We start from the raw sequence: 22,876 nt of genomic DNA, 5'->3' as shown, positions 1-22,876 counted from the left end.
AGCGAATCTCGGTTCCCGCTAAAGAGACGAGTCGAACGAGACTCGGGACGGAGCGTTTCCCAACAGCGGGGGTCGGGGTCGCACGACCTTCAATCGGGCCGTCCGCGGCGCTTTTCGCGCGGCTCCCATCGATTCGGCGACTGACAGGCCGGATTCCCTTTGCTAGCCGCGATCGGTGTCGGAAATTCTACAGTCGATCGAGGCCATGGCCCGTAAAGCGCGCTCCGCGCAGCGTTCGCTTGCACGCGCGGGCGACGCGGCGAAAGCCCAAGCGCTTACCCAAGCTGCCGAGACCATTCGCGCCCGGGCGGACACCGTACTTGCCGCCAACGGGCAGGATTGCAGCTCTGCACTGGAGGCCGGCCTCGATCCGGCGATGGTCGATCGGCTGTTTCTGGACGAGGGGCGGCTCGAGGCCATAGCGTCCGCGCTGGAGACGGTGGCGCGTCTTCCCGATCCGGTGGGGGAAACGATAGACAGCACCGTGCGGCCCAACGGGCTCGAACTGGTCCGACGCAGGGTGCCGGTCGGGGTCATCGGCATGATCTACGAGAGCCGGCCGAACGTCACCGTCGACGCGGCGGGGTTGTGCCTGCGCAGTGGCAACGCCGTACTGCTTCGCGGCGGGAGCGAGGCGAAGCGCACCAATCGCGCGCTCCACGCCGCCTTTGCAGAAGGGATCGCCGCCGCCGGCCTTCCGCGCGAGGCGGCGCAACTGGTGCCGACGCAGGATCGGGCCGCGGTCGGGGCGATGCTCGGCGCCACGGGGCTGATCGACATGATCGTTCCGCGCGGCGGCAAGGGCCTCGTGGCACGCGTTCAGGCCGAAGCGCGGGTTCCCGTGCTCGCCCATCTCGACGGCATCTGCCACACCTATGTCCATGCCGATGCCGACCCGGCGATGGCCGAGGACGTGGCGGTCAACGCCAAGATGCGCCGGCCCGGCGTCTGCGGGGCGATGGAAACGCTGCTGATCGATGCCCGCTATCCCGCGACGAGCGAATTGCTCGATGCGCTGATCGCCGCCGGAGCCGAGTTGCGCGGTGACGGCCGCAGCCGGGCACTCGATCCGCGAATCGCCCCGGCGGACGAGGAGGATTGGGATACCGAATATCTCGCGCCGACCCTTTCGGTCGCGGTCGTCGACGGGATCGATGCGGCGCTGGACCACATCGCCAGGCATTCCTCGGGCCACACCGATGCCATCGTGACGGGGGACGCAGCTGCGGCCGAGCGCTTCCTTGCCGAAGTCGACAGCGCCATCGTCATGCACAATGCCTCGAGCCAGTTCGCCGATGGCGGCGAGTTCGGGCTGGGCGCGGAGATCGGCATCGCCACCGGGCGGCTGCACGCGCGCGGGCCGGTGGCGCTGGAAGGGCTGACGACCTACAAATGGGTCGTGCGCGGCAGCGGACAGACGCGCCCTTGAACCGTGCGATCCGCATCGGACTGCTCGGCGGAAGCTTCAACCCGGCCCATGGCGGCCACCGCCGCATCTCCCTGTTCGCGCGCGAGGCGCTGGGTCTCGACGAGATCTGGTGGCTGGTGTCGCCCGGCAATCCGCTGAAGCCGAAAGCGGGAATGGCTCCGCTTGCCGCGCGCATGGCCTCGGCCGCGGCGCAGGCGCGCCGGGGCCCGATCCGCGTGACTGCCATCGAGCGCGAGCTCGGCACGCGATATACGGTCGACACGCTGCGCGCGCTCCAGCAGCGCTTCCGCAAGCGCCGGTTCGTGTGGCTGATGGGCGCGGACAATCTCGCCCAGTTCCACCTGTGGCGCGACTGGCGCGGCATAGCGCGCAGTATGCCGATTGCAGTTATCGCGCGGCCGGGCTATGATGGCGCTGCCCTCGCGAGCCCCGCGATGGCCTGGCTGCGGCACTTCCGCGTGCCGCTCGCCGGTTTCAGGAACAGGGGCGAATGGAGCGCACCGGCGCTAGTGATATTGCGTTTCGATCCAGACGAACGGTCGGCCACGGCGATCCGCCGGGCGGACCCCGATTGGTTCGCGGACCATGCCGGAACATCCATCAGGGACCAGCTGACCCGCCGTCCGGTTTCGGACGAGGACATGCCTTCGGCATGATGCGGGCCAGCATCCATGCGGTCTCTCGCCTCACGCTACAGGAGCTGACCATACGCTTATGCCTCAGGCACAAGCCCATCCGGCGCAAGCCGAACCCGCACGGGTGCTGCCCTTGACCAAGGCCGGTACCGCCCCGCTGCTCGACCTCGTCCTGCAGCACCTCGACGACGATCAGGCGCAGGAGATCGTCACCATCGATCTCGAAGGCAAAAGCTCGATCGCCGATCACATGGTGATCGCCTCGGGCCGCTCGACCCGCCAGGTCGCATCCATCGCCCAGAAGCTCGCCGAGAAGATCAAGCAGTCCGGCTTCGGCCCGGTCAAGCTCGAGGGCCTGCCCGCCGCCGACTGGGTGTTGCTCGACGCCGGCGACGTCGTCGTCCACCTCTTCCGACCGGAAGTGCGCAGCTTCTACAATCTGGAGCGCATGTGGGCCTTCGGCGACGCGCCGCCGGTCGCCGCCGGGAGCGCGTAGCTCGTTTTTCGCTCGCGCATCCGCGCGAGCGTCCTCGGTGCCCTTCTTCGCTCACTACGCTGGGTGGGGCACCTGCGGGGCATGCCGTGCGCTTGCGGTCGCTGGTTACGACCGTGCTCCGCAACCTTTCTTCGAGGTATCGATATCGTGCTCCTTCACGTCATCGCACGCGGGAAGATCGGGCGGTCGCCCGAGGCGGAGCTGATCGAGCGCTACGAAAAGCGGATCGGCTGGCCGATCAGGTTCACCGAGCTGCCCGAGACCGGGGGGCGCGTGGCCGAACCGGCGAGTCCCGGCCGGACTGTGCTGCTCGACGAGCGCGGCAGGAACCTTTCTTCGGAGGAATTCGCCGCGATCCTCTCGCGCTGGCGTGACGAGGGTGTGCGCGAGGCGCGCTTCGTCCTCGGCGCGGCGGACGGGCATCCGGCGGAAGAGCGCGACGGGGCCGACCTGCTGCTTGCCTTCGGCAAGGCGACCTGGCCACACCTGCTGGCGCGCGCGATGCTCGCCGAACAGCTCTACCGCGCGACCACGATCGTCGCCGGTCACCCCTATCATCGCGGTTGAAGCTGCGGCAGGATGACCCGGTGAAGCGCGCCGCGATCCTTTCTGCCTTGGCACTCGCAGCAGCAGCCGTGGTCGTGATCCGGGCGGAGGGACCGGCCGAGGCGCAGGGGCTGCGGCCCGGGGCCGATTTCGCCGACAGCACGGAGGCCCGCGCCGCCCTCGACCGCGCCCGTGCCCGGGCACGCAGCGCGCGCGCGCGGGGCGAGGCATTCGAGGCGGAGGAACGGCGCAGCACCGCCGCCGCGGAAAAGGCCCAGGCGCGCGCCGCCGCGCTCGCCGCCCGGGTCCAGCAGGCCGAGGCGGCAATCGGGATCGCCGAGGCCGAACTCGCGCTTGTGGATGCTCAGCGGCGGCGGCTGGACCGGAGGCTGGCCCAGCGCCGCGGCCCGATCGCCGAACTCGCCGCAGCGCTGCAGACGATGGTCAGGCGCCCCCTGACCCTCAGCGTGTTGCGCCCGGGTTCGCTCAAGGAAACCGTCTATCTCGGCGCGGTGCTCGACAGCACGGTACCGCTGGTGCGCGATCGCACCGCCGAACTCCGGGGCGAAATAGACCGTGCCAGAGAACTGCAGGCGGCGGCGCGCCGTGCTCTTGCCGATCGCCGCACCGCCGAAAGCCGGCTTGCCGCGCGCAGGACCGAACTGGTCGCGCAGTCCGAACGCGAACGGATCACCGCGCGGCGCGCAGGGACGGCCGCGGATCGCGAGGGGATCCTCGCGCTCGCGCTGGCCGAAGAGGCCCGCGATCTCGACGCGCTGCTGGGCGATCTCGAATCCGCGGGCACCCTGCGGCGGCGGCTGGCCGCGCTGCCCGGCCCCATCATGCGGCCGGCCGATCCCACGGCGGTGCGGCGCCGATCATCGCCTGCGCCCGCCCCTTCTTCGACCGCGCCGCCCTCGCGCTACCTTCTGCCGGTCGACGGGCGCGTCGCCGCGGGCTTCGGCGAGGAGGCGGCGGGCGGAGCGCGCACCGACGGGCTGGTCCTCGTCCCGCGACCCGGAGCCCAGATCGTCGCGCCCGCCGCCGGCCGCGTCAGCTTCGCCGGTCCCTATCGCGGCTACGGACGGATCGTCATCGTCGAACATGCCAATGGCTGGACCAGCCTCGTCACCGGGCTCGGACTGCTCGATGCGCGGGTCGGCCAGGACGTCGTCGCCGGCTCGCCGCTCGGCAGGGCCTCTCGCGGAGGGCCGCGCATCGGCCTCGAGCTGCGCCGCTCCGGCACTCCGGTCAACCCGCTCGACCATCTCTCCCGCGCTTCGTCGAACGGAGCTTGAGCCGCCCCGCTCCCATCCTCATCTGGTGTTAAGCCCGCGCGCAGGATAAGGTGTGCCGGATTTTGGAGGTTTCCCACCGATGAAGATCGCTCAACTCGCCCGCAGCGCCGCGCTCGTGACAGCAGTCGCGCTGATTCCCGCGACCACGGCCGGGCTCGCCCAGGTCGATGGCCGCGCCGGGCCCGAATTCGCCAAGGTGCTCGCGGTCTATCAGCGGATCCAGGCGAGCTATGTCGAGCCGGTCGAGGACGAGGTCCTTCTGCGCGGCATGATCGACGGCATGCTGGCTGCGCTCGACCCGCATTCGGCCTATCTCGACGGCGGCGATCTCCAGCGGCTCGAGACCATGATCGACGGCAACTACTCCGGGCTCGGCCTGTCGGTGGTGCTCGAAGACGGGGCGGTGAAGATCGTCTCTCCCTTCCGCGGCAGCCCGGCCGATCAGGCCGGGATCAAGGCCGGGGACTTCATCACCCATCTCGACGGCAAGCTGATCTACGGCGGCAGTCTCGACGATGCGGTGGCGCAGATGCGGGGCGAGGCGGGGACGGCGATCCGGCTGACCATCTTCCGCCCGGGCCGCGATGAGCCGTTCGACGTCAGCGTGACGCGCGGCGTGATCGAGCTCGAACCGGTCACCCACGAATTGCTCGACGGCAATATCGGCCACATCATGATCAACGAATTCTCGCGCGATGTCGGGGCCGACGTCTTCGCTTCCTGGGAGGCCTTGCGGAGCGAGGCGAGCGGACGGCTGAGCGGTCTGGTGCTCGATCTGCGTTCGAACCCCGGCGGCTCGCTCGACGAGGCGGTGGCGCTGTCCGACCTGTTCCTGTCCGACGGACAGATCGTCTCCCAGCGCGGCCGCGCGCGGGGCGAGAACATCTCGTATGACGCCGAGACCGTGTTCCGCGGCGATATCGCCGAGGATCTGCCGATCATCGTGCTGATCGATGCCGGTTCGGCCTCTGCTTCGGAAATCGTCGCCGGCGCGCTCCAGGACCACCGCCGTGCGGTCGTCATGGGCGAGCGCAGCTTCGGCAAGGGCAGCGTCCAGTCGCTGCTGCCGCTCGGCCGCGACGCCGCGCTCAAGCTGACCACGGCGCGGTACTACACTCCGTCCGGCCATTCGGTGCAGGAAGGGGGCATCAAGCCCGACATCGCCGTGCCGCAGCTCTCCGATCCCGATCTCGCCAAGCGCGCCAAGTTCATCATGCGCGAATCCGATCTGCGCGGCCATCTGGTCAACGAGATCGGACTGGAGGAATCCGCTCTGGAGCGCGATCGCCTCGAGGATCCGCGCTTCAAGCTGACCGCCGCGGAACTGAAGGAACAGGGGATCGAGGATTTCCAGCTGCATTATGCGGCCGAGACCCTCCGCCGGACCGGGACGCGAGCGGTCGCTCGCAACAGATAGGTCCGGCTCCCGCGAATGGCCCCAAAACCCTCGTTCCGGCTCGCGCAGATGCTGGCACTTGCCGTGCCGGCGCTGCTGCTGGGCGGCGCCTATCTCTCGCAATACGCCTTCGGGCTCTACCCGTGCGAGATGTGCTGGTGGCAGCGCTACCCGCATTTCGCCGCTGTCGGCTTCGCGCTCCTGTCCTGGCTGGCGCCTGCCAGGCGGCTGTGGTTGGTGCTCGCCGCCGTCGCCATGCTCGTATCGGGGGCGATCGGCGGGTTTCACGCGGGCGTCGAATACGGCTGGTGGGAAGGCATCACCAATTGCGCGACGACACCGGTGGGGGTGGGCGAAAGCGCGCTCGATTCGATCATGAACGCGCCGATGATCCGCTGCGACGAGGCGCCGTGGTCGCTTCTCGGCATCAGCCTAGCGGGGTGGAATTTCCTCGTCTCGACCGTTAGCGCCCTTGCCATCCTCTTTCTGTTGTTCCGGAAGCCCCATGCACAAGCCTGACATTCACCGCATGATCCGCGTCGACCAGGCGGGCGAGTTCGGCGCCACGCGAATCTACGCCGGCCAGCTGGCGGTGATGGGCGATCGCGGACCGCATTCGGCCGAGATCGCCGGCATGGCCGAGCAGGAGGCCGGGCACCGGGCGAAGTTCGATGCGCTGATGGCGCGCCGCGGCGTGCGCCCGACGGCGCTGCAACCTTTCTGGAATGTGGCCGGCTTCGCGCTCGGCGCCGGCACCGCGCTGATCGGGCCGGAAGCGGCAATGGCCTGCACCGCCGCGGTCGAGGAAGAGATCGATCGCCATTATTCGCAGCAGCTCGACGAGCTGGCCGAAGCCGGGGACGATCCCGAGCTCGCCGGAATGATCGAGGAGTTTCGCGAGGACGAGCGTGAGCACCGCGATGCCGCCCTGGCCGCCGGGGCCGAGCGCGCGCCCGCCTATCCGGTGCTATCCGGCCTGATCCGCCTTGGATGTCGCGCCGCGATCCGGCTGTCGGAACGTGTCTAGAAGGTTCGCTCCCGAGCTGGAACGGCTTGGCTTCATCGTCGGTTAAACAGGAAAGGCGCGTTGTCGCGTCGCAGAAAACGCCAGGATACCGCCATGACCGCTCGACTGATCCCCTTTCTTCTCGCCGCCGGTATGGCCGCAACCCCTGCGCTGGCGCAGGACGAGGCCGGCGAGCGCGTCAACATGGTCATCGTCTATGGCGAGGACGCATGCCCGGTCAGTTCGGACGCCGAGATCGTGGTCTGCGCTCGCAAGGCGGAGAACGAGCGCTTTCGCATTCCCGAGAACCTGCGCTTCAGCGATAGTCCGCAGAACCAGGCCTGGGCCGAGCGGGTCGAGCGGCTCGAGATGGTCGGTGATTTCGGCACGCTGTCCTGCTCTCCGGTGGGCATCGGCGGTATTACCGGCTGCACGCAGGAAATGATCGATGCCGCCTACGCCGATCGCGAGGAGGGCACGGACGTACGCTTCGGCGAACTGATCGCCGCCGCGCGCGAGGAGCGCCTCTCCACGATCGACGCCGACGCCGCCGCGGAACAGGCACGCGTGGAACAGATCGAGCGCGAATATATGGAACGGCTCGAGGCCGAGCGCGAGGCACCGGTCGGCGACGAGGCGACGGAGGACGATCTTCCCCCGCCGCAGTGAAGCCACGCTCGTCGCTTGCCGTTGCGTGGCGGCGAGCTTCGGGTAGAGCTGCGCAGGATGGCTGCGCGGCAAAAAATTCTCACGGTGTTCGGAACCCGGCCCGAAGCGATCAAGCTGTTCCCGCTCGTTCACGCTCTCCGGGCCGACGACAGGTTCGTTTCGCGGGTCTGCGTGTCGGCGCAGCATCGGGCAATGCTCGATCAGGTTCTCGCCATCGCGGATATCGTCCCCGATCACGATCTCGACCTGATGACCCCCGGGCAGTCGCTCGATGCACTCACCGCGCGTGCCCTGACCGGAATCGGCGAAGTTCTCGACAAGGAGAAGCCCGACTGGGTCGTGGTGCAGGGCGACACCACCACGGTGATGGCGGGTGCGCTGGCTGCCTACTATCGCCAGATCCCCGTCTGCCATGTCGAGGCGGGGCTGCGTTCGGGAGATATCCACCATCCCTGGCCGGAGGAGGTCAATCGCAAGGTGGTCGGCACGTTCGCCGCGCTTCATTGCGCCCCGACACAGACCGCGGCGAATGCTCTTCTGGCGGAGAACGTCGATGCCGAGACGGTGCACGTCACCGGCAACACGGTGATCGACGCCTTGCAGTGGGTCACGGCCAGGATCGAGCACGATCCCTCGCTTGCGTCGGGATTGGCCGAGCTGGAAACGCGTTTTGCCGGAAAGCGGATCATCGGCATGACAACTCACCGCCGCGAGAATTTCGGGGAGGGTATGCGCGGCATCGCGGAAGCGGTGAAGCGAATTGCCGCACGAGACGATGTCGCGATCGTCTTTCCCGTCCACCTGAACCCCAACGTGCGCGAACTGATGCACGCGGAGCTCGCCGGTTTCGACAACGTCGCCCTGATCGAGCCCCTGGACTATCCGCATTTCGCAAGGCTCCTGGCGATCAGCCACCTGATGCTGAGCGACAGCGGCGGCGTGCAGGAAGAAGCTCCGGCCCTGGGCAAACCGGTGCTGGTGATGCGCGAGACGACCGAACGGCCCGAGGGCGTCGCAGCGGGCACGGCCAAATTGGTGGGCACCGATCCCGACAGGATTGTCGAGGAAGTCTCCCGGCTGCTCGACGATCACGCCGCGTATGATCAGATGGGGCACGCGCACAATCCGTTCGGAGACGGTCATGCCGCCGTTCGGATTATCGAATTGCTGGCCGGCTGACGTTCTCGTCGCAACGAGGTCCGCGGTTGCTCAGGTCAGCGTGCCGGATCGCGCCACTGGACCAACCGACTCTCGCAGGAGTCGTCATCGACGCTCGTCAGACCGTCGAGATGTCGGGTGCGTCTTCCTGCTTCATTCCGACCACATGGTAGCCGGCGTCGACATGGTGCACCTCGCCGGTGACGCCGGACGAGAGGTCCGATAGAAAGTAGAGCCCCGAGCCGCCGACATCCTCGATTGTGACGTTGCGGCGCAGCGGCGCGTTGAACTCGTTCCATTTAAGGATGTAGCGGAAATCGCCGATGCCGCTCGCTGCCAGCGTCTTGATCGGGCCGGCGCTGATCGCATTGACGCGGATGCCGGCGGGACCGAGGTCGTTGGCGAGATATTGGACGCTGGTCTCCAGCGCCGCCTTGGCAACGCCCATGACGTTGTAGTGCGGGATCACCTTTTCCGCGCCGTAATAGGTCAGCGTCAGGATCGACCCCCCGCCGGTTCCGTCCTCCCGGAGCGGCGGCATCATCTCGGCCGCGCGCTTGGTCACCGCGACGAGGCTGTAGGCGGAAATGTTCATGGTCATCAGGAAATTGTCGAGGCTGGTGTCGACATATTTGCCGCGCAACTCGCTCTTGTCCGAAAAGCCGATCGCGTGGACGACGAAATCGATCGTGTCCCAGCGTTTCTTCAGCGTCGCGAAGGCCGTGTCGAGCGCGTCCATGTCGGACACGTCGCATTCGAAGGTGAAGTCGCTGCCGAGCTGTTCGGCGAGCGGCTTGACGCGCTTGCCCAGCGCCTCGCCCTGATAGGAGAAAGCCAGCTCCGCGCCCTCGGCGGCCAATTTGCGGGCGATGCCCCAGGCCAGCGACTTGTCGTTCGCGAGGCCCATCACCAGCCCGCGTTTTCCGGCCATCAATCCGGTCATTCCGCACCCTCCTGTATTTCGCGTTCGTGCGCCGCGGCGGCGCGCCGCCGGTCGTCGGCCTGTCCGAGAGTGTTCATCTCCTCCTCGGGCGTTTCGGCCATCGCGGCGTTGAGTTCGGCGCCTATAACCACGCCGAGCCCGACGAGCCAGAAGAAGAACAGCGCGATCATGATCCCCGCCAGGCTGCCGTAGGTCAGATTGTAGCTGAAGAAGCTGCGCAGCACGATCGGCAGCAGGCTGGTGACGCCGATCCACCACAGCGTCGTGAAGAGCACGCCGGGCCATTTGGGATAGCGCTTGGCGCGGTAATGCGAGGGCGTCAGCGTGTAGAACAGCAGGTATAGCGAGCCGAACAGCCCCAGCGCCGGGACCACGCGCGACAGGCGCAGCGCGGTGATGCTGTCGACCAGATCGGGGAAATAGGCGTCGATCACCTGCTGCGCGGTGCCGATCACGAGCTGCGCCAGCAGCGACAGCAGCAGCAGCAGCACCGCGGACAGGATAACCCCGGCCGACAGCAGCCGGTACTGCCAGAAGGCGTGGGTCATTTTGGTGCCGTAGGCACGGCGCAGGATGTCGCGGATCGTCTCGATCAGGCTGCCCACGGTCCACAGCGCGACCGCGGCCCCGCCCCACAGCAGCCATCCCGAACGCGCCTCGATCACGTCGCGCGCGACCGGCTCGATGACGTTGCCGACCACCGGGGGCATGGCGAAGAGGATGGCGTTGATCGTCGCCGCGCGGTCGCTTTCCTCGCCGATCAGCGAGAAGATCGCGGCGCCGAGGATGAAGAAGGGGAAGATCGAGAACATCGCCAGATAGGCGAGGTTGCCGGCATGGATGAAGCCGTCGTTGAAGGTGCCGACGGCGGTGCGCTTCATCACCTCGAAGGCCTTGGTGCCGGGTCCGACCCTTCGTTCCACCCGTCCCCGCAAGGACATCTGCCGGCGCGATTCCGGGGAGAGCGATTCGATCTCGCGTTCCTCGGCCTGCGGCAGATCCTGGTCAGACAAAAGGCATTACACTCCGAGCTTCGCCCTGGGATCGCTGTCGTCCTGCCAACCCTCGAGCCGCTCGGCGAGTTCCGTCAGATCGGCGGGGAGCTGGATTTCCAGCGTCACCAACTGGTCGCCGCGGCTGCCGTCCTTCCTGGAAAAGCCCTTGCCCTTGAGCCGCAGCGTGCTGCCCCCGTGGGTACCGGGCTTGATCGTCATCATCACCGCGCCATCGACCGTGGGGACCCGCACCTTGCCGCCGCGCACCGCCTCGTCGAGCGTGATCGGCAGGTCGAAGCGCACGTCGTCGCCCTCGCGGCGGTAGAGCCTGTGCGGTTCGATCTCGATGGTGACGATGCCGTCGCCGGCACCGCCCGCGCCGGCCTCGCCCTTGCCCTTGAGCCGCATCTGGGTGCCGTTCTCGAGCCCGGCGGGGAGCTTTAGATCGATGGTCTTGCCATCGGCCAGGGTGATGCGCTGGTCGCGCCGCGTCGCCGCATCGGTGAAGGGCACGCGCAGGCGGTAGCCGATGTCGGCCCCCTTGCGCGGCGGTGCGCGCCGCTGGCCGGCCCCGCCGAAGGGGCTGCCCCCGGGCTGCCGGGCGCGACCGCCGGCTCCGCCGAACAGGCCCTCGAAGATGTCGCCGAGATCGACCTCCTCCGCGCCGCCGAAGCCGCGGAAGTCCTCGGGGCGGAAATCGCGCGGACCGCCTCCGCCGCCGAACCCGCCGCCCCCACGGCCGCCGCCGAAACCGCCGCCCCCGAACGGTCCCTGGCCGGCGAAGGGATTCGCCGGATTGCCCTCGGCATCGATCTCGCCGCGGTCGAAACGGGCGCGCTTGTCCTTGTCGGACAACAGGTCGTAGGCGTTCGTGACTTGGCTGAATTTCTCCGCCGCCTGCGGATTGTCCTTGTTGCGGTCGGGATGCAGCTCCTTGGCGAGCTTGCGATAGGCGCTCTTGATATCCTTCTCGGACGCGGTGCGGCTCACGCCGAGGGTGGAATAGGGATCGGCCATTGCGCAGATTAGCTAGGTCCTGCGGCTGGCGAGGGCAAGCGGCGCTTTCCTACGCCGGTTCGGGGCGGTAGGGCCTTCACCATGTCCAGCCTACGCATACCCCTTCCCCGCCGCCTCGCTCCCGCACCCGGGCGAATGGCCGCACGGGTCGAAGATTTTGCTTCCGGACCGTGTAACACCTGTAACACTTGTTCAGGATCGCGCGATGAAGGCTGAACAGAGCGTCATTCCTGCGAGCGATCCCATCGCCCTGTTCGACGCCTGGTTCGCCGAGGCGCGCGAGAGCGAACCCAACGATGCCAACGCGATGGCGCTGGCGACCGCGACCCCGGACGGTGCTCCCTCGGTGCGCATGGTCCTGCTTAAGGATCACGGGCCCGAAGGCTTCACCTTCTACACCAACGCCGAAAGCCGCAAGGGCACGGAAATCGCCGCCAATCCGCAGGCCGCGCTGCTGTTCCACTGGAAGAGCCTGCGCCGCCAGATCCGTATCGAAGGGCCGTTGGAGGAAGTGAGCGGGGCCGACGCGGATGCCTATTTCCACTCCCGCGCCTTCGTCAGCCAGGTCGGCTCGGCGGCCTCCGACCAGTCGCGCCCGCTGCCGGACCGTCAGGTCTATCTCGACCGGGTTGCCGCAATCGAAGCGCGGCATCGCGACCACGGCGAGGTGCCGCGCCCGCCGCACTGGACCGGCTTCCGCCTGATGCCCTCGCGGATCGAGTTCTGGCTCGACCGCCCCAACCGGCTGCACGATCGCCGCCTGTTCGTGCGGGAAGGCGGCGGCTGGGCGGACACGCTGCTCTACCCGTGAGCACGGATCGCGCCTTTCTCGCGCGCAGCGCGGCGCTCGCCTCGATCGCGGTCGCGGTGGTGCTGGTCGCGCTCAAGCTGTGGGCGAGCTGGCGGACCGGCTCGACCGCCATGCTCGGCAGTCTCGCCGATTCGGCGCTCGATCTCGTGGCCAGCCTGGCGACGCTGACCGGCGTCTGGATCGCCGCCCAGCCGGCCGACCGCGAACACCGCTTCGGACACGGCAAGGCCGAGGCGCTGGCGGCGATCTTCCAGGTCATCCTGATCGCGATCTCGGCCTCGGCGATCGCCTTTCGCGCCATAGCGACGCTGATCGCGGGGCAGGAGACCCAGGCTGCGGAAACGGGCATCGCCGTCTCGCTGGTCGCGATCCTGCTGACTTTCGCACTGCTCGCCTGGCAGCGATTCGTGATTCGCCGTACGGGATCGGTGGCGATCGGGGCCGATCACGTCCACTACCAGTCCGACCTGCTGCTCAACCTCGCCGTGATCGCTGCGCTCGCGCTCGACCAGTATCTCGGTTTCGGGCTCGCCGATCCGCTGTTCGGCCTCGCCATCGCCGGCTGGCTGCTGCGCGGGGCGTGGCTGGCGGTGGGCGAGGCGATCGACCAGTTGCTCGACCGCGAATGGTCCGACGAGAAGCGGCTGGCCTTCGTCGCCGCGGTCGCGCGCCATACCGAGCTCAGCAACCTCCACGATCTGCGCACCCGCAGCAGCGGGACTCAGGATTTCGTCCAGTTCCACGTCGATCTGCCCGGCGAGATGAGCGTCGAGGAGGCGATGGCCATCGTCCACCGGGTGGAAGATGATCTGTGCCGCCAGTTCCCCGATACCGAGGTGCTGATCCACATCGATCCCGCCGGCCATGTCGACGAACCCGACAATCCGCTGGTCGAGGAAGACGAGTTCGCCAAGCTGGAGAACAAGAGCTGATGCGCCTGCCCTATGTCCATGTCGATGCCTTCGCCGACCGCCCCTTCGCGGGCAATCAGGCTGCGGTCATGCCGCTCCGGGAATGGCTACCCGACGCGGTGCTCCAGGCGATCGCGGAAGAGAACAACTTCGCCGAAACCGCCTTCGTCGTCCGCGATTCGAGCGGGGAGGCGGACTACGAACTACGCTGGTTCACCCCGACCGAGGAGGTCCGGCTGTGCGGCCACGCCACGCTGGCGAGCGGTCACCTGCTGCTGACCCATGCCGATCACCTGCCCGATGCCCACGTGGTGACCTTCCGCACCAGGCAGGCCGGCATTCTCGAAGTGCGGCGAGCGCAAGGGGGCTACGAACTCGCCCTGCCCGCGATCCGGACCGAGCCAGGCGAATGGCCCGAAGCGGTGGCGCTGCTGGGCGCCGAACCGCGCGAGGTCCGGCTCAACCCCGATGGCTACGGCATCTACCTGTTCGACAGCGCGGATCGGGTTCGCGCGCTCGACCCCGACCTTCGCGGGCTGAAGGCGCTGGGGAACGACCAGTTCATCTGCACCGCGCCGGGCGATCGCACCGATGTCCTCAGCCGCGTCTTCGTACCCGGCGGCGGGGTCGACGAGGACAGCTTCACCGGTTCCGCCCACGCCTGCCTGACGCCGTTCTGGAGCGAGAGGCTGGGGCGCGAGCGCTTCACTGCGCATCAGGCGAGCGCGCGGGGCGGGGATGCCACCTGCCGCATGGACGGGGATCGCGTCTGGCTGGCCGGGCAATGCGTGACGGTGGTCGAGGGGGTGTTCCTGCTGCCGGACTAGCCGCCCGCGGCCGGGTAGAGCTCGATCACGTCGGCGGCTTGGTCCAGCATCGCCTCGCGCTGCGGGGCGTCGGAATGGCCCAGCCGCACCAGCGTCAGCCGCTGTTCGGGCGAGACCAGCACATATTGTCCCATGTGGCCGATCAGCGCGAACAGCGTCTCCGGCGCCCGCGAAGGAAACAGCGGATGTTGCTCCTCTCCCGTCTCGCGGTTGAGCCAGGTCTGGAGCCCGTACTGCGGGCTGCGCGGGCTCGGCGTGACCATCGCCTCGACCCAGGCGCGGGGCAGGATCTGCTCGCCGCGATAGGAGCCCTTGTTGCGAAGGAAGTCGCCGAACCTCGCCCAGTCGCGCGCCGTCGCGTGGATCAGGCTGCCGCCGATCAGCGTGCCCGCCCGGTCGAACTCGGGCACGACCGAACCCATGCCGAGCGGCGCGAACAGCCGTGCCTGAAGATAGTCGCTCACCGCCTTGCGCCGCGCCTCGGGATCGCTGCTGTCGGTCAGGGCCCGCGCGGCGATGTCGGCGAGGATCACCGTGGTGTTGGACGAGTACTCGAACCGCTCGCCCGGCTCGGCTTCGAGCGGCTGTTCCTCGGCCCAGCCCGCCATGTCGTCGCGCCCGTCGAGGAACAGCATCTGCACCTCGCTGCTGGTGCGCGGATCGGGTCCGGCCTCGGTGTGGTCGAGGCCCGAGCGCATCTGCAGCAGGTGGCGCAGCGTGATTGCGGAGCGGGGATCGCCGGGGCGCTGCCACTGCGGCACCGGGGCCGGCTGGTCGAGCCGCAGGCGTCCGTCGGAAACCAGCAGGCCGATCAACACCGCGGTCACCGTCTTGGCCATCGACCAGCTGACGAAGCGGGTGCTGGCATCGTAACCCGGAGCGTAGCGCTCGGCCACGACCTCGCCGCCGTGCATCAGCACCACGGCCCGTGTCTCGCCGAGCCCGTCGCGGGTGAACAGGTCGTCGATCTCGCGCGCCAGCGCCCGGCGCGGCGCGCCCGGGCTCTCGCCGATCGCCGCCAGAGCCTCGTCCGAAAGCGGCGGCGGTTCGTCGGCGGGCGCCTCGCCGCAGCCGGCCAGGGTCGTGGTGCCGAGGGTTGTGAGAAGGGCGAGAGTGGCGATAAGGGGGCGGGGCCGGGCGATCATGCGCGGCATCTCGCATGGGGGCTCGCATCTTGGCAACGCGGAAATCGGGAACACGCGCCCGGCGCTGGGTGCTGATCGTGATCGTCGTCGCAGCGCTGGCGGCGCTCGCCTGGTGGCGCTGGGGCGGGGGCCTGCGCGACGATGCCACGGCCGGGACCGCCTATATGGCACGGGTCGCCTGTTCCTGCCGCTACGTCGGCGGGCGCTCGATGGAGGATTGCGAGAAGGACCGGCTGGCGGGGATGGAGATCATCCGGCTGAGCGACGATCCGCAGTTCCGCAGCGTCACCGCCAGCGCCTACGGCATCGCCTCGGCCACCGCCAGCTACCGCGAAGGCTACGGCTGCGTGCTGGAGGAATGGGAGGGCTGAGGCGCTCGACCGCCGATACGTGAAGATCGGTCCGTCGCCGGGGCCGTTCCGTCGATCCAGCCGCCGCCGACCACTCTTTCGCCGGCATAGAGCACCGCCGCCTGGCCGGGGGCGACGCCGAATTCGGGTGTGGCGAAACGGATCGTGACGGTTTCGCCTCCGCCCGGGGGCCCTTGCAGCGTGACAGGAACAGGTTTGGCGAGGCTGCGGACCTTGGCGGTCAGCGGCTGGTCGGGCAGGGGGCCGATCCGGTTGGTCTCGATGACGCGGGCTTCGGCGACAGCCAGCATGCGCTTGGGCCCGACCGTCAATTCGCGCGCCGCCGCGTCGATGCCGACGACGTAGAGCGGTTCCGCCTGCCCGCCGATCTCGAGCCCGCGGCGCTGGCCGACTGTGTAGTGTATGACACCCTTGTGTTCGCCCAGCGTCTCGCCCGTCTCGGCATGGACGATCGCGCCCGGCTTGCCGCCCTCGGGACGCAGCTTGCGCACGATGCCGGCATAATCGCCATCGGGGACGAAGCAGATGTCCTGGCTGTCGGGCTTGGCGGCGTTTCGCAGACCCGCGGCCTCGGCCAGCTCGCGCACCTGGCGCTTGGGCAGACCGCCCAGCGGGAAGCGCAGGAAATCGAGCTGCGCCTCGGTGGTGGCGTAGAGGAAATAGGACTGGTCGCGCGCCGGATCGAGCGCCCGGTGAAGCTCGGGTCCGGCGGGGCCCATCACTCTGCGCACATAATGTCCGGTGGCGAGGCAATCCGCGCCGAGCTCGCGCGCCATCGCGAAAAGATCGGTGAACTTGGGGCCCATGTTGCAGCGGATGCAGGGCACCGGCGTCCGCCCGGCGAGATACTCGTCGGCGAAGGTCTCGACCACGTCCTCGCGAAACGCGCTTTCGTGGTCGTGGACGTAATGCGCGAAGCCCAGCCGGTCGGCGACCGCGCGCGCATCGGAGATGTCGTCTCCGGCGCAGCAGGCCCCCTTGCGCCCCGTGGCCGCGCCGTAATCGTAAAGCTGGAGGGTGATGCCGATCACTTCGGCGCCGCTCGCCTTGGCCAGCGCGGCCACCACCGAGCTGTCGACTCCGCCCGACATCGCCACCACGATCCGGCAGTCCTCTGCCGGGCGCGGCAGGTCGAACAGCGCAGCGGCTTGCGCGGCGCCCGGAAGCGCGAGAGGTGCGGCGGTTGCGGGCATGGACACGCCCATACACGCTCGATCCCGAATATGCCAGATATCCACAGCCCATGTTTCACGGAGTGTTTACCACGCCGCGCTAGACCGGCCCTCATGTTCGAGGGGCAGATCAAGGGCATCGACTATCCCGAAACCGGCGACTCGCCGGTTTTGCGGCAATTGCGTTGGACCGATCTCATGGCTCGGCTCGCCGCGACTCGGGATCTTCGCGAGGAGGCCGGATTGGGTGCGGGCGAGCGCGTTGCGAGCTTCGCGGGCTTCCGCCGCGAGACCGGCGAAGAGGGTAAAGGCTCCTTTAACCAAGATGTTTTAAGCCGCGGCAAATTCGCCCGGCTAGATGTCGCGAATGCCGACGACGATGCGGCTGACGGCGACCGAGAGAACATATGATCGAAAACCAAGACATCCGTCCGGCCCAGGTGATCGGCCCGCTCGGCGAGCCCCTGTCGCTCGCCGACCTGCCTTCGCCCAATACCAAGCGCTGGGTCGTCCGGCGCAAAGCCGAGGTCGTGGCGGCGGTCAACGGCGGCCTGCTGACGATCGACGAGGTGCTGGAGCGCTACAGCCTGACTCTCGAGGAATTCGCTTCCTGGCAGCGGGCGGTGGACCGTTCGGGCATGCAGGGCCTGCGCGTCACGCGTATCCAGCACTATCGCGATCTCTACGAGCGGCAGTTGAAATACTGACACACTTTCCCAGGTCGGGAACGGATGTTGAAGCAAGGCGCGTCTCGCAGGAGGCGCGCTTTTTGCATTCGCGCCGGCAACCCGGGAACGCATGTCTCCCTCGATCCGTTGCATCACCGGACGGGACGGGCATGGGCGCGCGTCCCGCTCCGATGCCGGTCCCGAAAGAAGGACCCCAAACAGGAGGAATTCTATGGGTTGGATTATCGCGATTATCGTCGGGGGCGTGGCCGGATGGCTGGCTTCCATCGTCATGAACCGCAATGCCTCGATGGGCATTTTCTGGAATATCGTCGTCGGCATCATCGGTGCGCTGATCGGCAATGCCGTGCTGGCTCCGCTGCTCGGCTTCGGCGGCAGCATCCAGACCTTCGATCTCGGCGCTTTCGTGATCGCCATCCTGGGCGCGATCATCCTGCTCGCCATCGTCAATCTGGTCCAGCGCGGCCGGGTCAGGTAACTTCCGGCGCCTTCTAAGGGGGCGCAGGCGAAATCACCGAGCGGGCGGCGCGCTGGATGGCGCGCCGCCCTTCGTCGTGTTTGGAGCGAATTTCCGGGACGACGGCATCCTCGCCGTTGGACGGGCCCTGTCGGCACCGTGTCGAGCCCGCGATTGCTCCTTGGGCGCGGCGAGTCTAAGCACGCTGCCAACGGACTTGCACCGACTGATTTACTGCTATAACACACCGCAAGTCTGAATTGCGAGACGTGATGAATTACGAAACCAGGGTCACGAGCGAGAGCGCCGAAGGGTTCACGACCGCCGAAGAGGAGGTCGTGATCGATCCCCCGCGCGATCGTCGGACCAATCGCTGGATCTGGATCGGCGTCATCCTGGCGATCATTGCGACGGCCGTCCTCGCCTGGCGCTTGATGTCGTCCGATGCCGCGCCGGCTGCGGACCGCGAGTCCCAGCTACCCGTCGTGACCGTGATCGTTCCCGGGCAGACCACGGTCGAGGGCGAGATCAACGCCACCGGCACGCTGGCGGCACGCCGGGCCATGCCCGTCGGGGTGGTCGGCGAAGGCGGGCGCGTGGTTTCGGTTCCGGTCGACGCCGGCGACTGGGTCCGGGCCGGTCAGGTGCTGGCCAGCGTCGATCGTTCGGTCCAGAACCAGCAGGCGCAAAGCGCGGCGGCCCAGATCCAGGTCGCCCAGGCCGATGCCAACCTCGCCCAGTCCAATCTCGACCGGGCGTTGCAGCTGGTCGAGCGCGGCTTCGTCAGCACGGCCGATGTCGATCGTCTCACGGCCACGCGCGATGCCGCCGTGGCCCGCGTCCGGGTGGCGCAGGCACAGCTCGGCGAGCTGCGTGAGCGCAACGCCCGGCTCGACATTCTCGCGCCCGCCGCCGGTCTGGTGCTCGAGCGCAATGTCGAGCCCGGCCAGACGATCGGTGCCGGCTCGGGCACGCTGTTTCTGATCGCCCGTGGCGGCGAGATGGAACTGCGGGCGGATGTCGGCGAGACCGAACTCGCAGCCATTTCGGTGGGCGAGGCCGCCGAGGTCACTCCCGTCGGCGGCGGCCAGACCTTCACCGGGCGAGTATGGCAGGTCGCCCCGACGATCGATCCGGAGGACCGGCAGGGCACCGTCCGGATCGCCATGTCCTATGCGCCCGAACTGCGCCCGGGCGGCTTCGCGTCCTCGGTGATCCGCAGCGGCACCGTGGTCGCTCCGGTCCTCCCGGAAAGCGCTATCCAGTCCGACGACGAAGGCAGCTACGTCTACATCGTCGGGACCGACGGCGTGGTCGAACTGCGGCGAATCGAGACCGGCCGCGTCACCGAGCGAGGGATCGTGGTCGCCAGCGGACTGCGTGGCGACGAGCGGGTGGTTCTGCGCGCAGGCGGGTTCCTCAACCCCGGCGACAAAGTCAATCCGGTCAGGCAGTAGGCGCAGGAATCGGCATGAACCTGCGCAACATATCCGCCTGGTCGACCCGCAACCCGATCATCGCGATCGTCCTGTTCATCGGACTGACGATCGCCGGCATCGTGTCGTTCATGCGGCTGCCGGTCATCAACTTTCCCGAAGTCGAATTTCCTTCGACCACCGTCGCGATTTCGCAGCCCGGCGCCGCGCCGACCGAGATCGAGACCCAGATCACCCAGAAGGTCGAATCGGCGGTCCGTTCGCTCAACGGGGTCGAGACGATCACCTCGACCGCGCGCGAGGGCAGCAGCAACACCGTCGTGGAATTCAGCATCGGTACCGATCCGGACGAGGCGACCAACCGCGTCAAGAACGCCGTCGACCAGATCCGCGGCGACTTGCCCGAGGGTATTCTCGAGCCCCGGGTGACCAAGAACGAGATGAGCGGCGGGCCCGGCGGTGCCGGCATGCTCGGATTCTACGCCGTGCAGGCCGACGACATGACGATGGAGGAGCTCAGCTGGTTCATCGACGACACGATCGCGCGCCGCTTGCTGGCCGTGCCGGGCATGGCCTCGGTGTCGCGCAGCGGCGGGGTCGATCGGGAAATCCGGGTCATCGTCGATCCTGCACGCATGCAGTCGCTCGGGGTGACGGCTCGGGACATCAACAACGTGCTGCGGCAGATCAATGTCGACGCGGCTGGCGGCCAGGCCGAGATTGCCGGATCGCGTCAGTCGGTCCGCGTGCTCGGCAATGCCGACAGCGCCTACGACCTGTCCCAGACCCGCATTCCGCTCGGCGGGGGTCGGACGATCCGGCTGACCGACGTCGCCACGGTGAGCGACGGCTATTCCGAACAGAGCAGCATTTCGCGCCTCAACGGGCAACAGACGGTGAGTTTCGCCCCCACGCGTGCCCGAGGCGAATCCGACGTCGAAGTCTACGAGGCGATGCAGGAGGAGATCGAGGCGATCCAGGCCGATCACCCCGGCATCGAGATCTACGAACTGTTCACCCCCGTACCTTACGCCAAGGGCCAGTACGAGAGTTCCATCGCCGCGCTGATCGAAGGCGCGATCCTGGCTATCGTGGTGGTGTTCTTCTTCCTGCGAGACTGGCGGGCAACGCTGATCAGCGCGATCGCCATTCCCCTTTCCGCGATCCCGACCTTCTGGTTCATGGACCTGCTCGGCTTCGACCTGAACTTCCTGTCGCTGCTCGCCCTCAGCCTGGTGGCGGGCGTGCTGGTCGACGATGCGATCGTCGAGATCGAGAACATCGTGCGCCACATGCGCATGGGCAAGACCGCCTACCAGGCATCTATCGACGCCGCCGACGAGATCGGCCTTGCGGTCGTCGCCACCACCTTCTCGATCGTTGCCGTGTTCCTGCCGGTCGGACTGATGCCGGGCATTCCGGGGCAGTTCTTCAAGCCCTTCGGCCTCACCGTGGTCGTCGCCGTGCTGATGAGCCTGCTCGTCGCGCGGATGATCACTCCGATGATCGCCGCCTATTTCCTCAAGGCGCATGGCCAGGCGGCGCATGGCGAAGGCCGGGCGATGGATTTCTACATGCGAATCCTGCGCTGGACGCTCTATTCCGGCGCATCGCAGAGAATGCTGGACCGGATCCAGCCGCTCGGATTCGAGAAGCGGTGGTATCACCGGCTGATCGGCTTCCTGTTGATTCTGGCGCTGGTCGGGGTTTTCGTCTTCGCCGCGGTGCGGCTTTTCCAGTTGGCCATGGGCTTCGGCCTGCCGATCCTCGTCACCGCCCTCATCGTCCCCCTGGTCGCCGCAATTATCGCGCTCGCCGTCGGTTTCCTTGCCTTCAAGCTGCTTTCCCTCCTCGGAGAGATCGGCGCCTATCTCGGCAATCTCGGGCAACGGATCGGTGCCCGAATGCGCGACCACCGCTTCTACGCCTTCGGCTTCGGCGTCTACGCGCTGATCATGACCTTCGCGCTGCTCGCCGGTCTGCCCCAGCAGTTCCAGCCCGACGTCAACCAGGACACCAGCGTCATCCGCATCGAGCAGGTTCCCGGAACCACGATCGAACGCACGCAGGAGGTCGCGCTCCAGGTCGCCTCGCTGATCGAGGACGAGCCCGAGGTCGAGCGTATTTCGATGGGTATCCGCGAGGGCAATGCCACGCTCTACATCGCTCTGGTCCCGGCCGAGGAGCGCGAGGCCAAGACGATCGAATTCGAGCGCCGGCTCGCCCCGCGGCTGAGCCAGGTGCCGGACGCCCGGGTCACGGTCTCTTCGCAGGGCGGGGGGCCCGGGGGGCGACCGATCTCGATCATGCTCTCCGGCAGCGATCCCGAACAGCTCGACCTCGCGGCGCGGACTCTGGTCGATCAGATGCAGGGGATCGAGGGGGTCGTGGCTCCGCGCATCGAAGCCGATCTCCAGCGCCCCGAACTGATCATCACCCCGCGCGAGGATCTCGCGGCGCAGCTCGGTGTCACCACCTCGGCGCTGAGCAGCGCGATCCGCATCGCCACGCTCGGCGAGATCGACCAGAACGCCGCGAAGTTCTCGCTGTCCGATCGTCAGATCCCGATCCGGGTGATCCTGCCGCGCGAATCCCGGCGAGATCTTTCGACGATCGAGAACTTGCCCGTGCCGACCGCGACCGGCGGATCGGTGCCGCTGCAGCGCGTCGCCGAAATCAGTTTCGGTGCCGGGCCTACCCAGATCCAGCGCTACAATCAGTCGCGCCGGGTCTACGTCAGCGCCGACCTCGGCGAAGGGGTGATCAAGGGTCCGGTGATGGAGCAGATCAGGGCCCTGCCGATCATGACCGATCTGCCGCAGGGGGTGTCGAACGAACCCGTGGGCGAAGACAAGTTTCAGATGGAGATGATCGAAAGCTTCTCCATCGCGGTGATAAGCGGCATTCTTCTGGTCTTCGCGGTGCTGGTGCTGCTGTACCACCGCTTCGTTTCGCCGCTGGTCAACATGACCTCGCTGCTGCTGGCGCCGCTGGGGGGCCTGCTGGCGCTGATGATCATCGGCCAGCCGATCTCGATGCCGGTCTATATCGGCATGCTGATGCTGCTCGGCATCGTCGCCAAGAACTCGATCCTGCTGATCGATTTCGCCATCGAGGAGATGCAGCGGGGCGTGCCCAAGCTCGAAGCGATCATCGATGCCGGGCACAAGCGTGCCCAGCCGATCGTGATGACCACCGTGGCCATGACCGCGGGCATGGTGCCGACCGCCGTCTCGCTCTCGGGCGACGGTGCCTGGCGCGCGCCGATGGGGACGGTGGTGATCGGCGGGTTGCTGCTCTCGACCGTGCTCACATTGGTGCTGATCCCTGCGGGCTTCAGCCTCGCCGACGGTTTCGAGAAGAAGATCGGGCCCTGGCTGCGCGAACGTTTCCTGACCTACCGCCCGGGCGACGACACGCGGGCGCATGTTGGCGAGCCGGGGGGCCATCCTGCCGAATAGGGCGATCG

Annotated in this window: 24 protein-coding genes; 19 read left to right on the top strand and 5 right to left on the bottom strand. The window is 67.8% G+C overall.

Annotated features, from left to right (window positions below; translation table 11 throughout):
• Window positions 1–205 precede the first annotated feature (205 nt).
• The 10 genes from ACGHN1_RS00375 to wecB all read left to right on the top strand — a co-directional run bounded on the left by ACGHN1_RS00375 (window position 206) and on the right by wecB (window position 8,654).
• On the top strand, window positions 206–1,429 hold the full coding sequence (locus ACGHN1_RS00375; RefSeq protein ID WP_390549699.1) for a glutamate-5-semialdehyde dehydrogenase: 1,224 nt from the start codon (window positions 206–208) through the stop codon (window positions 1,427–1,429).
• Window positions 1,393–2,085: a nicotinate-nucleotide adenylyltransferase gene (locus ACGHN1_RS00370; protein ID WP_390547336.1), complete on the top strand. Its 693-nt coding sequence runs from the start codon at window positions 1,393–1,395 to the stop codon at window positions 2,083–2,085. Before ACGHN1_RS00375 ends, ACGHN1_RS00370 begins: the two co-directional genes overlap by 37 nt.
• A gap of 58 nt (window positions 2,086–2,143) precedes the next feature.
• Window positions 2,144–2,560, top strand: a complete 417-nt coding sequence (rsfS, locus tag ACGHN1_RS00365) for a ribosome silencing factor (protein WP_390547334.1) — start codon at window positions 2,144–2,146, stop codon at window positions 2,558–2,560.
• Between the two features lie 147 nt (window positions 2,561–2,707).
• Window positions 2,708–3,127, top strand: a complete 420-nt coding sequence (locus ACGHN1_RS00360; protein WP_390547332.1) for a 23S rRNA (pseudouridine(1915)-N(3))-methyltransferase RlmH — start codon at window positions 2,708–2,710, stop codon at window positions 3,125–3,127.
• A 20-nt stretch (window positions 3,128–3,147) separates the two neighbouring features.
• The gene (locus ACGHN1_RS00355; protein ID WP_390547331.1) at window positions 3,148–4,404 is read left to right on the top strand and encodes a murein hydrolase activator EnvC family protein; all 1,257 of its coding nucleotides are present in this window, start codon (window positions 3,148–3,150) and stop codon (window positions 4,402–4,404) included.
• A 79-nt stretch (window positions 4,405–4,483) separates the two neighbouring features.
• A complete protein-coding gene (locus tag ACGHN1_RS00350; RefSeq protein ID WP_390547329.1) occupies window positions 4,484–5,821 on the top strand; it encodes a S41 family peptidase in 1,338 nt (445 codons plus the stop codon).
• 15 nt (window positions 5,822–5,836) lie between these two features.
• Window positions 5,837–6,319 carry a disulfide bond formation protein B gene (locus tag ACGHN1_RS00345; protein WP_390547327.1) on the top strand — a complete coding sequence of 161 codons (483 nt, stop codon included), beginning with the start codon at window positions 5,837–5,839 and terminating at the stop codon, window positions 6,317–6,319.
• Complete coding sequence (locus tag ACGHN1_RS00340; RefSeq protein WP_390547325.1) at window positions 6,306–6,827, top strand: demethoxyubiquinone hydroxylase family protein; 522 nt, start codon at window positions 6,306–6,308, stop codon at window positions 6,825–6,827. The genes ACGHN1_RS00345 and ACGHN1_RS00340 overlap by 14 nt, the downstream gene beginning before the upstream one ends.
• A gap of 93 nt (window positions 6,828–6,920) precedes the next feature.
• Window positions 6,921–7,475 (top strand): hypothetical protein, encoded by a 555-nt coding sequence (locus ACGHN1_RS00335; RefSeq protein WP_390547323.1) that lies wholly within the window; start codon window positions 6,921–6,923, stop codon window positions 7,473–7,475.
• 57 nt (window positions 7,476–7,532) lie between these two features.
• Window positions 7,533–8,654, top strand: coding sequence for a non-hydrolyzing UDP-N-acetylglucosamine 2-epimerase (wecB, locus tag ACGHN1_RS00330; protein ID WP_390547322.1), 1,122 nt, complete (start codon window positions 7,533–7,535; stop codon window positions 8,652–8,654).
• Window positions 8,655–8,751: 97 nt separating this feature from the next.
• Here the strand turns inward: wecB and fabI are convergent, their stop codons facing one another.
• Genes fabI through ACGHN1_RS00315 form a run of 3 tightly spaced genes read right to left on the bottom strand, consistent with a single transcriptional unit; the run spans window position 8,752 to window position 11,588 of the window.
• Window positions 8,752–9,576 (bottom strand): enoyl-ACP reductase FabI, encoded by an 825-nt coding sequence (fabI, locus tag ACGHN1_RS00325; RefSeq protein WP_390547320.1) that lies wholly within the window; start codon window positions 9,574–9,576, stop codon window positions 8,752–8,754.
• Complete coding sequence (locus tag ACGHN1_RS00320) at window positions 9,573–10,589, bottom strand: YihY/virulence factor BrkB family protein (protein ID WP_390547318.1); 1,017 nt, start codon at window positions 10,587–10,589, stop codon at window positions 9,573–9,575. The genes fabI and ACGHN1_RS00320 overlap by 4 nt, the downstream gene beginning before the upstream one ends.
• 6 nt (window positions 10,590–10,595) lie before the next feature.
• The gene (locus ACGHN1_RS00315; protein ID WP_390547316.1) at window positions 10,596–11,588 is read right to left on the bottom strand and encodes a DnaJ C-terminal domain-containing protein; all 993 of its coding nucleotides are present in this window, start codon (window positions 11,586–11,588) and stop codon (window positions 10,596–10,598) included.
• A gap of 205 nt (window positions 11,589–11,793) precedes the next feature.
• On the opposite strand from ACGHN1_RS00315, the gene pdxH reads away from it, so the two are divergent.
• From pdxH to ACGHN1_RS00300, 3 genes are read left to right on the top strand one after another with little or no spacing between them, the layout of a single operon-like run.
• Window positions 11,794–12,399 (top strand): pyridoxamine 5'-phosphate oxidase, encoded by a 606-nt coding sequence (gene pdxH / locus ACGHN1_RS00310; protein ID WP_390547314.1) that lies wholly within the window; start codon window positions 11,794–11,796, stop codon window positions 12,397–12,399.
• Entirely contained in the window at window positions 12,396–13,331 is a 936-nt protein-coding gene (locus ACGHN1_RS00305; protein WP_390547312.1) for a cation diffusion facilitator family transporter, read from the top strand. The genes pdxH and ACGHN1_RS00305 overlap by 4 nt, the downstream gene beginning before the upstream one ends.
• Window positions 13,331–14,137, top strand: coding sequence for a PhzF family phenazine biosynthesis protein (locus ACGHN1_RS00300; RefSeq protein WP_390547310.1), 807 nt, complete (start codon window positions 13,331–13,333; stop codon window positions 14,135–14,137). Before ACGHN1_RS00305 ends, ACGHN1_RS00300 begins: the two co-directional genes overlap by 1 nt.
• On the opposite strand, the gene ACGHN1_RS00295 is transcribed toward ACGHN1_RS00300, so the two are convergent.
• Window positions 14,134–15,282 carry a serine hydrolase domain-containing protein gene (locus ACGHN1_RS00295; protein ID WP_390547308.1) on the bottom strand — a complete coding sequence of 383 codons (1,149 nt, stop codon included), beginning with the start codon at window positions 15,280–15,282 and terminating at the stop codon, window positions 14,134–14,136. The genes ACGHN1_RS00300 and ACGHN1_RS00295 overlap by 4 nt on opposite strands.
• Before the next feature lie 29 nt (window positions 15,283–15,311).
• Here ACGHN1_RS00295 and ACGHN1_RS00290 point away from each other — a divergent pair, with 29 nt between their 5' ends.
• Window positions 15,312–15,653 carry a hypothetical protein gene (locus tag ACGHN1_RS00290; protein ID WP_390547306.1) on the top strand — a complete coding sequence of 114 codons (342 nt, stop codon included), beginning with the start codon at window positions 15,312–15,314 and terminating at the stop codon, window positions 15,651–15,653.
• Here the strand turns inward: ACGHN1_RS00290 and mnmA are convergent.
• Window positions 15,620–16,846 (bottom strand): tRNA 2-thiouridine(34) synthase MnmA, encoded by a 1,227-nt coding sequence (mnmA, locus tag ACGHN1_RS00285; protein ID WP_390547304.1) that lies wholly within the window; start codon window positions 16,844–16,846, stop codon window positions 15,620–15,622. The genes ACGHN1_RS00290 and mnmA overlap by 34 nt on opposite strands.
• A gap of 93 nt (window positions 16,847–16,939) precedes the next feature.
• Here mnmA and ACGHN1_RS00280 point away from each other — a divergent pair, with 93 nt between their 5' ends.
• From ACGHN1_RS00280 to ACGHN1_RS00260, 5 genes are all read left to right on the top strand, one after another.
• Window positions 16,940–17,236 carry a hypothetical protein gene (locus tag ACGHN1_RS00280; protein ID WP_390547302.1) on the top strand — a complete coding sequence of 99 codons (297 nt, stop codon included), beginning with the start codon at window positions 16,940–16,942 and terminating at the stop codon, window positions 17,234–17,236.
• On the top strand, window positions 17,233–17,532 hold the full coding sequence (locus ACGHN1_RS00275; protein ID WP_390547300.1) for a DUF1153 domain-containing protein: 300 nt from the start codon (window positions 17,233–17,235) through the stop codon (window positions 17,530–17,532). The genes ACGHN1_RS00280 and ACGHN1_RS00275 overlap by 4 nt, the downstream gene beginning before the upstream one ends.
• 193 nt (window positions 17,533–17,725) lie before the next feature.
• Window positions 17,726–17,992: a GlsB/YeaQ/YmgE family stress response membrane protein gene (locus tag ACGHN1_RS00270; protein WP_390547298.1), complete on the top strand. Its 267-nt coding sequence runs from the start codon at window positions 17,726–17,728 to the stop codon at window positions 17,990–17,992.
• Between the two features lie 251 nt (window positions 17,993–18,243).
• Window positions 18,244–19,428, top strand: a complete 1,185-nt coding sequence (locus tag ACGHN1_RS00265; protein WP_390547296.1) for an efflux RND transporter periplasmic adaptor subunit — start codon at window positions 18,244–18,246, stop codon at window positions 19,426–19,428.
• A gap of 14 nt (window positions 19,429–19,442) precedes the next feature.
• The gene (locus ACGHN1_RS00260; protein WP_390547294.1) at window positions 19,443–22,868 is read left to right on the top strand and encodes an efflux RND transporter permease subunit; all 3,426 of its coding nucleotides are present in this window, start codon (window positions 19,443–19,445) and stop codon (window positions 22,866–22,868) included.
• Window positions 22,869–22,876: the final 8 nt, after the last annotated feature.

The sequence above is a fragment of the Qipengyuania sp. MTN3-11 genome, from assembly GCF_042851825.1.
In the GTDB taxonomy this organism is placed as follows: Bacteria; Pseudomonadota; Alphaproteobacteria; order Sphingomonadales; family Sphingomonadaceae; genus Qipengyuania.
Note: the sequence above shows the minus strand (reverse complement) of the source record. Positions and strands in the feature narration are given on the sequence as shown.